Genomic DNA, 13,579 nt, shown 5'->3' with positions numbered 1-13,579 from the left:
CATTTCCTTTCTACAAGCAGATTACGTATTAATCTTCGCCTTGTTGATTCTGATTTAAACGGTTTGACATCGTGCTGATCATCATTTGTAATAATTCATTTGCTTCAGATTGTGATTCTCTAAATTCTTCTACGATAGGTATAACATTGATGTCTTGCTCAATGTCTTCAATCTTACCTTCAGATTGGCGTAATGCTTCATGTTTGCCATAGTTCTGTAGGTTAACAGATTGTTTTTGGGTTCTTTTTAAATCTTTCATACGCGTTTCAATATTTTTATTGTGATGGATTTGTTGTTCTATAGCTTGATAATCTTTTACTGTATCTAATGACTTAATGCGTTGGCTTAGTAACTCCGCTTCAGCTAATATTTCATCTTTTTCATACATTATTGTGTCACCACTGCTTTGTCACTAACACTTAAAAATGTGCCATTTAATGAAAATTGTTTAGCTTCATCAATTTTGACATCCACAATTTTTCCAATCATATCTTTGGGTGCTTTAAAATTAACAAGTTTATTTTTATTTGTATAGCCTGCTAGTACAGTGTCATCTTTTTTACTAGCACCTTCACAAAGCACTTGTACAGTTTGACCTTCATATTGGTTCATAGCTTGTTCTGAATATTGAGCTACTTTTTGATTTAATTGTTGTAAGCGTTCTTTTTTCACATCTAAAGGAACGTTATCTTTCATTTTAGCTGCTGGTGTACCATCTCTTTGTGAATAAATATAAGTATATGCATGTTCAAACTCAACTTCGTCATATAGCGTTAATGTTTCTGCAAATTGCTCATCTGTCTCATTTGGATAGCCGACAATAATATCTGTAGTTAACGCAACGTTAGGTATTCTAGTTTTTATTCTATCTACTAAATCTAAATAGCTTTCTCTAGTATATTTACGACCCATTATTTTAAGTACAGCATTATTTCCTGATTGTACTGGTAAATGAACATGTGGCACGATATTTCCACCATTAGCGATAACTTCGATCATGCGGTCAGTAAAGTCCCACGGGTGACTTGTTGTAAATCGAACTCTTGGTATATCAATTTTTGAAATATCTTCCAATAGATCACCCAGTCCATATGTTAAATCATCGATATCTTTACCGTATGAGTTTACGTTTTGACCTAATAATGTAATTTCTTGATATCCTTGGCGGGCCAAATCTCTGACTTCGTCAATAATATCTCCAGGTCTTCTACTACGTTCTTTCCCTCTAGTAAATGGAACGATACAATATGTACAGAATTTGTCACAACCATACATGATATTTACCCAAGCTTTAATATTACCTTTTCTAACTTTTGGTAAATTTTCTATGACATCGCCTTCTTTAGACCAAACTTCGACAACCATTGCTTTTGATAAATAAGCTTCTTCAAGAATTTCAGGTAATCGGTGTATATTATGTGTACCAAAAATCATATCTACATTTTGATATGATTTTAATATTTTATTAACTACAGATTCTTCTTGTGACATACAACCACAAACACCGATAACTGTCTCAGGTTTCTCTTTTTTTAAATGTTTTAAATTTCCTATTTCACTAAAAACTTTGTTTTCTGCATTTTCTCGGATAGCACACGTATTGATTAAAATAACGTCCGCTTCATTTATCTCCTCTGTTGGTTGATAACCTAAAGCCCCCAAAATACCTGCCATAACTTCTGTATCATGCGCATTCATTTGGCAACCATATGTTTTGATTAAAAAGGTTTTACCTTTCCCCATATTACGGTATTTTTCATCTATTTGGAAATCACGATTATAGTGTACTTCTTCTTTACCACGTTTACGTGCTTCTTTTAAACTTGGTGGTTGGTAAACATGTTCAAAATACTTACTATAATCTTTTGTCTTCTTATCGCGTTCGGCTAAAACATCTATAGAAGTACGCTTTCTTTGTTCTTCATTCACGCTAACAAAACCCTTTCTATATCATAAAAACTATGAACAAACGTCTAAACATATGCCTTATTTCCGTATATTGCAGCCGAGTTGTTCAAAGTTCCATAACTTTATCTATAATCATTACTTCATTATATTAAATTTAACTCTAAAGTGCAAAAAGTCTTATAAATAAATAAAAACCGATTCAACAGCTTTTGTGTGTCGAATCGGTTGAATTTGTATTGTATATTCTTAAATTTCGTCATATTTCCCAGTGAGTGTCTCAATCGTAATACCTTCAGGGACATGGTAAAACTTAACTTGACTTATTGTACTTGGCACTTCTAATTCAACCATACGTTCGTTTAATTTTTGAATTAAGATTAAACATTCATTCATCTCGCCTTGTACTGTTGTTTCCAATGGTCCAACTCTATAGGATAGACCAGAATCATCAATGACTTTGATTGCTTCATCTACGTAAGGCACAACGTCTGCACCATTAGCAGTTTTAGGAATAATTTGAACACTCATTAAAGTATCATGCATACCGCTTCAGCCCCTTTTAATCATTTGTTTATATTTCAGTTTATCAAATAAGAGGATAAAGGTATACATATTAACTACCAAACTGTTTTATATTTATCTCTACATTCATTAAAAATCTTCATTTATTTGTGTCATCATCATCATTTTAGCAACCATACCGCCATTTGATGCAGCATCTATTAATTGGCCTGCAAAGTTATCTTTTGTTTCTCCAGCTATATATATACCTTCAACAGATGTTTCTCCAAAAGGTGAAATTTCAATTTTGTCATTTTCATCACGCTTTATACTTAAGTTTTCTAAAAAACTGAAATGTGTATCCCAATCCATCTTAGTAAATGCGCCCTCAACTTTGACGGTTTTCTCATTAGCTAACTTAATAGCGTCTAAGTCGCCATTATCTCCAATAAATTGAGTAATAGGTTCCGTATATAAATCGATGCCTTTTTTATCAAGGATGACTTTGTCTTCTAAAGCAATGTTATTTTCACCATTTGTAAAAACGATCAGTTTTTTTGAAAAATTGCTTAACAGTTTAACCATATGAATCATCATTTCATCCGCATAAATAATGGCCAATGTTCTATTGCGCATTTCATAACCATCGCACCAAGGACAATAAAATATAGATTGCCCATAAAACTCATTAAAGCCTGAGATATTAGGTCCTTTTTCCCTTAATCCCGTAGCAATTAATACTTGTTTTGCTTTAAAGGAACGGCGTTGCGTAACAACTTCAAAGCCTGTTGCACATTGCTGAATATCTAATACACTATCTTCTAAAAATGACACATCTTCATATTTGGCAACATCTCGCTTAGCCTTTTGCTTAAACTCAATTGGTGAAATGCCATCCTGTGTTAAGTAACTGTGCGACTCATTAGTCACTCTATTCCGTGGTTTGTCTTCATCTATCACTAATGTACGTTTCATACCTCTACCAAAGTTTAATGCTGCGCTTAAACCAGCTGGTCCTCCACCGATAACGATTACTTCATAATCCATTTCATTTCCTCCTTTAAGCCTTTTATAGATTCTTAATATCTACAAAATATCTAATAATATAAGAACTTAGTATTACACTAAGTTCTTTAAAGTTTTTCGTTCTAAATTATTTATTAAAGTACTTTCGGCTTCGTCCATTATTGTTTTAATTGGGCAACCATCGCCATGACTAAAACTATCTTCTAACAAACTTTGTTTACCATCTATTGTTACGATAATTTCATAAATTGAAACGTTTTGCCAACCCTCTTTCAGTTGGTAGCCACCCTTAGCACCACTATTGGCTGAAATAATATTTGCTTTTACTAGACGTGTTAATATTTTAGATAAATAAGTAGTAGACACTTTTAATGCTGAAGCTAAATCTTGGACAGGAATTCTTTTTGAATCTCCATTACTTTTTATCATAAATAATAATGCATGTAATGCATAATCTGTTGCTTTTGAACATTTCATGAGTGATCAACTTCCTATTATAGATATTATAAGTCTATAATATCTTATGAAGATGTCTTTTGCAATAATTATTTACGATGTGCATTAAAATTAGCTGTTAAAATTTAGTTGAATCCTTGTTGATAAAAATTCATGGCTAAAATAATTGCTTCAGTAAATTCACTCATGGTTGAAGACCAGTTGTCTCGATTTTCCCTATCATAAAGGTTGTACTTCTTATTTTTAAAGAAACTTTTTCTAAGCTTAGCTGTAAGTTCTAATTGTACGCCAGCTTTGTTTTGGTTACAATTAACAAAATTATCATCATGCATACCAGAAATATGAGCTGGCGCATCTTTAACAATAATGTCGATTTCAGATAGTCGCTTTTTAATGTGTTTTATTAAACTTTTATCTTTCCCTCCAATATATACTTCTGGTGTGTCACCCATACAACCATGCACAGAGATAGTGTATCGATGATTTTTAATCATTTCCAACAGTTTAGGTTCATCAAAATGCCTAGACGTGACATGAAGTTTATTATTTTTATTTTTTCGTACGCCTTTAAATGTGTAAAAACTATAGTTCCCTTTTTCGCTAATAGATTGAGCAATTTCAGTAGTACCACGTTCAATAGCGCCGCCATGGACTGCAGTTATTATGACTGGATGTTTCATTTGTCTTGTACTAATTTCCCAATCTATACCTTCAGTTGTATGAGACAATAATCCACTCATTGAATTAAATTGGTCTATCATGTCGTTCCCTCCAAAATATCTAACGCTACTTAACTCATATGATACTATAAACTTTACTATTATATAAATTAATTTCATTAAAAAAGCTGATCCTATACGATATTGGAAAACTTCTTAATCCATTAACGTAAGTAATCAGCTTACATATACATATTATTATTTATTTATCTGTTTCAACTCTAATCATGGCGCTTATTTTCTCCGATTTAAACAAATTGTTTTGTTAATTCCTTAAACTGGTTCTCATCAAGATGTATGTCTTTTTTAGCTAATGCTGTACCTTCTATCGCTTCTATTTGTGATTCATATGAAGGTGTTTCTGTATCTTGGTATACAATCCCTTTAAGTAATGAATCATATTCAAGCACTTTTTGAGTGACTTTATTTTTATCTGTCATATCGTAATCTTCTAAATCTTCAATACTAGTAAGATTTTCTTTAAACCAATCATAAGTATTTACTTTATTATATGTTACGCATGGTGAAAAGACGTTAACAAACGAAAAGCCGTCATGGTTAATCGCATCTTCTAACATTTTAGTCAATCCTTTAATATCACTAGAAAATCCTTGTGCTACAAACGTTGCACCTGAAGACAAAGCAAGTTCTAATGGCGCAACGTTTTTCTCAATATTACCTTTTGGTGTTGATTTAGTGACAAATCCTTGTGCGGATGAAGGAGATGTTTGGCCTTTAGTTAAACCATAAATTTGATTATCCATGACAATATACGTCATATTCATATTTCTACGTAAGGCGTGAATCGTATGACCCATACCTATGGCATAGCCATCCCCATCGCCACCAGACGCGATAACAGTTAGATCTTTATTGGCCATTTTCACACCTTGAGCTAATGGTAATGAGCGACCGTGAATGCCATGTACGCCGTAAGAATTAACATAGCCAGACAAGCGACCTGAACAACCGATGCCTGTTATAATAGCAACTTCTTCAGGCTCTAAACCCACATTGGCAGCTGCCTTTTGAATGGCTGCTTGAACAGAGAAATCCCCACAACCAGGGCACCAATTGGGCTTCACGTTATTTCTAAAATCTTTAAATGTTGCCACTTATACCAACTCCTTCAAATTTTTAGCAATTTCTAATCCTTTAGTTTCAATTTCTTTTGGTAAGAACGGCGTACCGTCATATTTAGTTTGATTAACTAATTTGTTCCCAACATTCACATTCATTTTTAATATATTAGAAAGTTGTCCTTGATAATTATGCTCAACCACTATCACTTTGGAAGCTTTATCAACTGCTGCTTGTATTGTTTTGCTTGGGAAAGGATGTAATTGTCTAATTTGTAAATGGTTTACATTTAAACCTTGTTGTTCTAATCTTTCCTTACCTTCTTGTATCGCACCTTTAGTTGAAATAAAGCCTAGATAAAGAATATCTGCTGATTCATGCGGCGCGTCGCTTTCTACTGGATCGTTTATTAACAAATGTTCTGTTTTGCGCATCCGTTTTTCCATTTGTTGTTGTCTATTCTCTGCTGCTTCGCTTGTCTTGCCTTCTTCGTTATGTTCGACGCCCGTAACATGATGAATACCACCTTTGACACCAGGTAGTGGTCTTGGCGATATCCCGCTCTCAGTTAATGCATAACGCTTAAAGTATGTTTTGTCATCTTCGTCGCGTTCTATATCGGACTGAATGGTTTCGCCACGATTTATTTCAATTTGGTTATAATCTAAAGCATCTACTGTTTGTTTACCTAATGACAATTGTAAATCGCTTAATACAATAACTGGACATTGATATATTTCAGCAAGGTTGAAAGCTTCTATTGTTAGATAAAATGCATCTTCAGCATCTGTAGGTGCTACAACAATTTTAGGTATATCACCGTGTGTGCCATAAATCATTTGCATAAGATCTGATTGTTCTTGTTTAGTTGGTAATCCTGTAGATGGGCCACCTCTTTGTGTATTGATAATTACAAATGGCGTTTCTGTCATACCAGACAGTCCAATCGCTTCCATCATTAGAGAAAGCCCCGGACCAGCACTTGCAGTAAAAGCACGCACGCCAGCATAGTTAGAGCCAATGGCCATATTTGCAGCAGCAATTTCATCTTCAGTTTGTACGACTGTGCCGCCTACTTTAGGTAAGTTTGCAATCATATATTCCATAATTTCAGAGGCAGGTGTAATTGGATAAGCAGCCATAAATCTTGAACCTGCTGATAATGCCCCTAATCCAATTGCATCATTACCAATCATGTAAAGATGTGGTGAATGATTTGTTTCTTCTAATACGAAATCGCCTTTAACTTCATTTAATTGTTCTGTCATTAAGCGGTGACCTTCATTCAACGCTTCTATATTCATCTCAACGACTTTGTCGCCTTTTTTATTAAACATATTTGTGACTAGTGTTTCAAACGCGCGAATATCTAAATTCATTAATGCACAAGTCGCGCCTACAGCAACCATATTTTTCATCAAAGTAGTACCTAATTCTTTTGCAGTTGCCGTAAAAGGTAAATCAACGAGTTGCGCACGACAGTTTTCTGGCTTTTCTGGTTTAGCCTTACTATCAGCAATAATAACACTATCTTCGCGCATTTCATGATGATTTAATTCAATCGTTTCTTGGTCAAATGCTATTAATATATCTAAATCATCACTAATCGCGTGTACAGGTGATGTAGATACTCTAATTTTATTATTAGTATGTCCGCCTTTGATTCTACTTGAAAAATGACGGTATCCGTATAAATAATATCCTTTACGGTTCATAGCAGTGGCGAAGATTTCTCCAGTGGATTCGATGCCTTCACCTTGTTGACCGCCCACTTTCCATGATACTTGAGCTTTCATATCATCTAGCCTCCTAGTGGTTATAATAATTCATATTTCATCATACCAAAAAAAACCACCCTTTTACTACGAAAAGCGCGGTTTATTTAAAAATTCATACTAATGGACGATTATTTTAAAATGGGTGATCGTCATTAATAAGGATACGTTCTATGTGCGTTGTTTTGCCTTCTTTATTCAAATCTATAATCACACCAGACAAGACACTACGTCCTTCATCAGGCACTACATGCCGTTGAGGTAAACTGGTAATAAAGCGCGTGATGACTTCATCACGATTAATACCGAGAATGCCATCATAATAACCTGTCATGCCAACATCTGTGATATACCCTGTTCCCCCAGGTAAAATTCTTTCATCTGACGTTTGGATATGTGTATGCGTACCAACGACCGCACTGACTCTATGATCTAGATACCACCCCATTGCATTTTTCTCTGAAGTTGTTTCTGCATGAAAATCAACAAATATATAATCAGTTTCTTTTTGCGCTTCAGCTATCAATGCATCCGCCTTTTTAAAAGGGTCATCAATATCTTGCATAAATGCCCGACCCTGTAAATTTATAATCGCTAATTTAATTTCATTAATTTGAATAAAACGCATGCCAACACCTGGCGCTTCGTCCGGAAAATTGGCAGGACGCACCATACGATTAGCATTTTCTATAAAATCATAAATTTGACGTTGTCCATAAGTGTGGTTACCCATAGTTATAAAATCAACGCCTTCTCTTAATAATGACTTATATAATTTTTCAGTCAAACCTTTGCCATGTGCAGCATTTTCTGCGTTTACAATTGTAACGGTAGGACGGTATGTTTGCTTTAGTTTGGGTAAATAATTAGTAATAGCCTCTCTACCTATTTTACCAACAATATCACCAATAAATAATATTCTCATTTACGTGTCATCCTCTCTTAATGCTAGTTTAATTGAATTTATGAGTGATGAAAAGGTGCTTTCAAAAATATTTATAAAAATTCATTTGTTTTAAAAGGTTCGTTAGTGGTAATAATGATAGTAGTTAAGTATCATTTCAAAAAAATTAGGAGTTGTAAGTAAGATATGTCAATCAATATTGATCCACAGCATTTTGCTGATTTAGTTGTTTCAGCTAACCCTGCCAATAGCGAAAAACCAGAAGATATCGCAAAAGAAAGTTTAGAATTATATATCAATGCGTATAGACTCGCCGAACGCTACGCAAATATTTCCACTAATTGTTACGACACCGCTGAAGTAATTAAAGAAGTAAATAACGCAGATCTAGAACTAAAATAATTATATTATTTTAAATGAAAACACTTAGGTCATAAATATGCTAAAAATCAGTAGAAATTCATTTTGAAAATTGAATTTTTACTGATTTTTAGATTAAAGAGGAAGTGCCGTGGGGGACACTATATTTTTAGTTGTCTCGCCTCAGTAAAGATGATAATAAAATAAATGGGCCAAGTTCACACACAAATGCTGTTATGCTACTCACTTAATAAATTAAGAAGTAGCACTTCAGGAAAATTAGCATGGGCGAAAGACTAAAGGGTTGAAAAGTGCCCCAAATGAGAATATATGTTCAAAATCGTAGGATTTTAAATACAGAAATACACCTTCATTCAAAATGAAGGCGTATTTTATTTTGAATACGGGAATTGATCCCCTCAATTTTTTTATGATATCTTTATTTTTTTAATGTTATTGTGTTACGGATAACAATTAAATTAAAAAACTGCCAACAAAGCGATATAACTCTGCTGACAGTCAATGACTAACTTGGTTAAGTTAATCATCCATTATTTTGCGTATTCAATTGCTCTAGTCTCACGAACAACTGTCACTTTTATATGTCCAGGATATTGAAGTTCATCTTCAATTTGGCTCTTAATATCTCTTGCTAAGCGATGTGACTTTAAGTCGTCGATAGTATCAGGCGATACAATAACTCGAATTTCTCTACCTGCTTGGATTGCGAACGCTTTTTCAACACCTTCATAGCTTTCAGAAAGTGTTTCTAGTCTTTCTAATCTTCTAATATAATTCTCTAATGTTTCTTTACGAGCACCTGGTCTTGCAGCCGACAATGCATCTGCCGCAGCGACCAAGATAGAAATAATAGAAGTTGGTTCTACATCTCCATGGTGAGAATGTATAGCATTAATGACTGTATCATTTTCAGCATATTTTTTAGCTAATTCTACACCAATTTCAACATGGCTTCCTTCAACTTCATGATCGATAGCTTTACCAACGTCATGAAGTAAACCAGCACGTTTAGCTAATGTAACATCTTCTCCTAATTCAGCTGCTAACATACCACTTAAGTGAGCAACTTCTATAGAATGTTTCAGTACATTTTGTCCATAGCTTGTACGATATTGTAAGCGACCTAAGATTTTAACTAAATCTGGATGCATGTTGTGTACGTTAATTTCAAATGTGGCTTGTTCACCAGCATCTCTAATAATGTCGTCTACTTCTTTTCGAGCTTTTTCAACCATATCTTCAATTCTTCCAGGATGGATACGTCCATCTGAAACAAGATTTACTAATGCAGTTCTTGCAATTTCGCGTCTAATTGGGTCAAAACCTGAGAGAATGACTGCTTCTGGTGTATCGTCTATGATTAAATCAATACCAGTTAACGTTTCTAGCGTTCTAATGTTTCTTCCTTCTCTACCAATGATTCGACCTTTCATTTCGTCATTTGGTAAATTAACAACAGATACTGTAGATTCTGAAGTATGTTCTCCAGCTAATCTTTGAACAGTAGTTGCTAATAGTTCTTTTGCATTTTTATCGACTGTTTCTTTTGCTTCTTTCTCTTTTTCCTTAACAAGTATTGCAATATCATGTGACAATTCTTCCTCAACTCTTTGAAGTTGCTCATTAGCAGCTTCTTCTTGAGAGAGACCAGAGATGCGTTCTAATTCTTGTTCATGCTTATTTATTAATGACTGAACACTACTCTCTTTTGCATCTACTTGTTGTTGTCGTTCTTCAAGTTTAGACTCTTTTTGCTCTAAAATCTCATCTTTTTTATCTAGTAGATCAGATTTTCGCTCTAAGTTTTCTTCTTTTTGAAGAAGTCGTGCTTCTTGCTTTTGAAGATCACCACGTCTTTCACGAAGCTCATTTTCACTTTGTTCTTTTAAGATTTGATTCTCTTCTTTAGCTTCAAGGAGCTTTTCCTTCTTAACATTCTCTGCTTCTTTATTACCTTGTTCGATAATATCTTCTGCAGTTTGTCTTGCTTGTAATTGCTTTTGATGCAATACTTTTCGGGCAACAACGTACCCTACAACAACTCCGAGAATAATACCTAGCAAAATGAGTAGGAGGTTTAATAAATTCACACAAACACCCCCTTTTTTTCTAGGATTTTGCTCTGTATATCAAATTTAATTCAATATGATTATATGAAGTTATATAAGAATCATACAATGTAATTGTACGGTCTTAAACTAAGAAGTGTCAAGGTGTGCAACTACATTAATTCAATATTTGAATAAGTCCCTAAACACTAAACTTGTTTTAGTTATTGCTGTTACTTATTTCATCTCGTTTTTATATCGTAAATTTTTTTATTTAATTTTTTTCAAAGCTATATATAATCATAAAAAATAAGCGTATATTTAAATATACACGCTTATTTTATCAAGAAAATTTATTATATTTAAAATTTTAAATATAATTTACTCTTCTTTTTCATCAAGCAGAGTACCTTGTGTTTCTTCTTGCTCTTTTTCTTCTACATCTCCATCAAAAATACCTAATGTTTCGCGTAATTTTTGATCAATTTCCTCTTTGATTTTAGGATTTTCTTTTAAATAAAGTTTAACATTTTCTTTACCTTGTCCCATACGTTCACCATTATATGAGTACCAAGCGCCAGATTTATTCACAATTTCATTTTCAACGCCAAGATCGATTAGCTCTCCTTCTTTAGAGATACCTTTACCGTACATCATGTCTACTTCTGCCACTCTAAATGGGGGTGCGACTTTATTTTTAACTACTTTAATTTTTGTTCTATTACCAACAATTTCTTGCCCTTGTTTTAGTTGTTCAGCACGACGTACTTCTAAACGCACTGAACTATAGAATTTCAATGCACGTCCGCCTGGCGTCGTTTCTGGATTACCAAACATAACACCGACTTTTTCACGGATTTGATTGATAAATACGGCTGTTGTATTTGATTTAGAGATGGCACCGGATAATTTACGAAGCGCTTGTGACATTAAACGTGCTTGCAAACCAACATGCGTATCTCCCATTTCACCTTCAATTTCGGCTTTTGGTGTTAAAGCTGCTACGGAGTCAACAACCACAATATCTACTGCGCCACTTCTAACAAATGCTTCTGCAATTTCTAAACCTTGTTCACCGTGATCTGGTTGAGATAAATATAAGTTTTTTATGTCGACACCTAATGCTTCTGCATAAACTGGGTCTAACGCGTGTTCCGCATCAATAAATGCTGCAATACCACCATTTTTTTGTACTTCGGCGATTGCGTGTAAAGCTACAGTAGTTTTACCAGAACTTTCTGGACCGTAAATTTCAATTATTCTACCTTTAGGGTAGCCGCCCACGCCGAGCGCATTATCTAGAGTTACTGAACCACTTGATACACTTGAAACTTTACGTGCTTCGTTATCACCAAGTTTCATTACTGCACCTTTACCAAATGATTTTTCCATATTTTTAATTACTGTATCTAAAGCTTTTTGACGATCATTATCCAAAACGCTGGACCTCCTAAATGAGATTTATCTCTGTAAAATATCTTAACCATACTATACATTGATTTTAATCTTTCTGCAAGTATTTTGCGAATATTTGTTCGCTTATTATAGTACGCATTCTCTTAAATAGAGAACATACGTACTAAAATTCAAAGTTTTCATTTTCACATTTTATTGTTTAAAATAATTCAATAATCTTATTAACACATGATTTTGAGTCCTATTTTTAATTAAATTCCTTTTTTGAGGCATTTTAAACGACTCAATCGCAATATGCTCTTTTTCTAAAATACCTAAATATACTGTGCCATTTTTTTGGATAACTGAAATGCCTGTTTCAACATCATACAATGATTTGACTATCCCCGCTGTAATTGAAAGTTGATGCCCAATATCTTCAGTAGTATTAACAAACTGTTCGTGATGCGGCAACATACCTACTAGTTTGTTAGATTCATCATAATCCTTCATTCTAGAATACAATATCCCATCTGTCACTCCATCGTATATGGCAAACGATTGCGTCATATTATCCATAAATGATGCTTCTAATGTAATATCATCTGAGCCATAATAATATTTACCGATACGTGACAATATTTCTTGTTTGACTGGAGCGATGCGTTTCTCACATGCTTGTTTTGTATCACCGTTCGCTGTTAATCGAATATTCACCTCATGTGTTCCTGCTAATGGCGCAATTGTCGGATTAGTTTGTTTATCAATTAAATCGATTAATATGGTTTCAACTTTAGATTCACCTATACCTGCAAAACGTAATAACTCTGAGAAAATAGTACTTTCTCCGTTTAAGAAGTGAGGTAGTAATTCATTTTTAGCCATCGGTTGCATTTCTTTAGGTGGGCCAGGTAATAAAGCGATGCGTTTATCATTTTGTTCAATAAGCATCCCTGGCGCCATACCCACTTTATTATCTAGCACTTGAGCTCCATCTATCACTAATGCTTGTTGTTTATTGTTAGGCGTCATTTCAATATTTTGTTCTTGGAAATATTGTTCTATATATTCAAGTGATTTTGCATCAGTAATTAACTTTCTATCTAATATTTCAGCCACAGTATGTTTTGTTAAATCATCTTTTGTTGGGCCTAACCCTCCCGTAAGAATAACAGCATCATATTGATTTAAAGCTGCTTGCACAGCCTTTTTTAATCTTTCTGGATTATCCCCAACCACGGTGTGTTCGACGACATTATGACCGATATCGTTTAATTGTTTTGATAAATACTGGCCATTTGTATTTGCAATTTGGCCGAGTAATAGTTCAGACCCAACTGCTATAATTGATATGTTCACAATTTTGCCTCCTCGATAGCAAGTAAC

General features: G+C 34.0%; 13 protein-coding genes. 1 reads left to right on the top strand and 12 read right to left on the bottom strand.

Annotation, left to right across the window (positions count from 1 at the left end):
• Nucleotides 1-28 precede the first annotated feature (28 nt).
• The 9 genes from KA894_RS11925 to KA894_RS11885 form a co-directional block, all read right to left on the bottom strand.
• Nucleotides 29-388, bottom strand: a complete 360-nt coding sequence (locus KA894_RS11925) for a YlbF/YmcA family competence regulator (protein WP_096823876.1) — start codon at nucleotides 386-388, stop codon at nucleotides 29-31.
• Nucleotides 388-1,929 carry a tRNA (N6-isopentenyl adenosine(37)-C2)-methylthiotransferase MiaB gene (gene miaB / locus KA894_RS11920; protein WP_096810014.1) on the bottom strand — a complete coding sequence of 514 codons (1,542 nt, stop codon included), beginning with the start codon at nucleotides 1,927-1,929 and terminating at the stop codon, nucleotides 388-390. Before miaB ends, KA894_RS11925 begins: the two co-directional genes overlap by 1 nt.
• A gap of 225 nt (nucleotides 1,930-2,154) precedes the next feature.
• Nucleotides 2,155-2,451 carry a thiamine-binding protein gene (locus KA894_RS11915; protein WP_096810016.1) on the bottom strand — a complete coding sequence of 99 codons (297 nt, stop codon included), beginning with the start codon at nucleotides 2,449-2,451 and terminating at the stop codon, nucleotides 2,155-2,157.
• A 108-nt stretch (nucleotides 2,452-2,559) separates the two neighbouring features.
• A complete protein-coding gene (locus KA894_RS11910) occupies nucleotides 2,560-3,456 on the bottom strand; it encodes an NAD(P)/FAD-dependent oxidoreductase (protein ID WP_107644221.1) in 897 nt (298 codons plus the stop codon).
• A gap of 72 nt (nucleotides 3,457-3,528) precedes the next feature.
• A complete protein-coding gene (locus tag KA894_RS11905) occupies nucleotides 3,529-3,912 on the bottom strand; it encodes an RrF2 family transcriptional regulator (RefSeq protein WP_096810020.1) in 384 nt (127 codons plus the stop codon).
• A 104-nt stretch (nucleotides 3,913-4,016) separates the two neighbouring features.
• The gene (locus KA894_RS11900) at nucleotides 4,017-4,652 is read right to left on the bottom strand and encodes a poly-gamma-glutamate hydrolase family protein (protein WP_119487850.1); all 636 of its coding nucleotides are present in this window, start codon (nucleotides 4,650-4,652) and stop codon (nucleotides 4,017-4,019) included.
• A gap of 206 nt (nucleotides 4,653-4,858) precedes the next feature.
• On the bottom strand, nucleotides 4,859-5,725 hold the full coding sequence (locus KA894_RS11895) for a 2-oxoacid:ferredoxin oxidoreductase subunit beta (RefSeq protein ID WP_103373195.1): 867 nt from the start codon (nucleotides 5,723-5,725) through the stop codon (nucleotides 4,859-4,861).
• The gene (locus tag KA894_RS11890) at nucleotides 5,726-7,486 is read right to left on the bottom strand and encodes a 2-oxoacid:acceptor oxidoreductase subunit alpha (protein WP_103373196.1); all 1,761 of its coding nucleotides are present in this window, start codon (nucleotides 7,484-7,486) and stop codon (nucleotides 5,726-5,728) included.
• 115 nt (nucleotides 7,487-7,601) lie between these two features.
• Entirely contained in the window at nucleotides 7,602-8,390 is a 789-nt protein-coding gene (locus tag KA894_RS11885) for a TIGR00282 family metallophosphoesterase (RefSeq protein ID WP_096810028.1), read from the bottom strand.
• A 165-nt stretch (nucleotides 8,391-8,555) separates the two neighbouring features.
• On the opposite strand from KA894_RS11885, the gene KA894_RS11880 reads away from it, so the two are divergent.
• Nucleotides 8,556-8,771, top strand: coding sequence for a hypothetical protein (locus KA894_RS11880; RefSeq protein ID WP_096810030.1), 216 nt, complete (start codon nucleotides 8,556-8,558; stop codon nucleotides 8,769-8,771).
• A 509-nt stretch (nucleotides 8,772-9,280) separates the two neighbouring features.
• Here the strand turns inward: KA894_RS11880 and rny are convergent.
• From rny to KA894_RS11865, 3 genes are all read right to left on the bottom strand, one after another.
• Entirely contained in the window at nucleotides 9,281-10,840 is a 1,560-nt protein-coding gene (gene rny, locus KA894_RS11875; protein WP_210133984.1) for a ribonuclease Y, read from the bottom strand.
• A gap of 339 nt (nucleotides 10,841-11,179) precedes the next feature.
• Nucleotides 11,180-12,235, bottom strand: a complete 1,056-nt coding sequence (gene recA / locus KA894_RS11870) for a recombinase RecA (protein WP_096810034.1) — start codon at nucleotides 12,233-12,235, stop codon at nucleotides 11,180-11,182.
• Nucleotides 12,236-12,406: 171 nt separating this feature from the next.
• Complete coding sequence (locus KA894_RS11865; protein WP_119487848.1) at nucleotides 12,407-13,552, bottom strand: CinA family nicotinamide mononucleotide deamidase-related protein; 1,146 nt, start codon at nucleotides 13,550-13,552, stop codon at nucleotides 12,407-12,409.
• Nucleotides 13,553-13,579 lie beyond the last annotated feature (27 nt).

It is taken from the genome of Staphylococcus sp. GDY8P131P, assembly GCF_017891975.1.
GTDB lineage: Bacteria > Bacillota > Bacilli > Staphylococcales > Staphylococcaceae > Staphylococcus > Staphylococcus nepalensis.
Note: the sequence above shows the minus strand (reverse complement) of the source record. Positions and strands in the feature narration are given on the sequence as shown.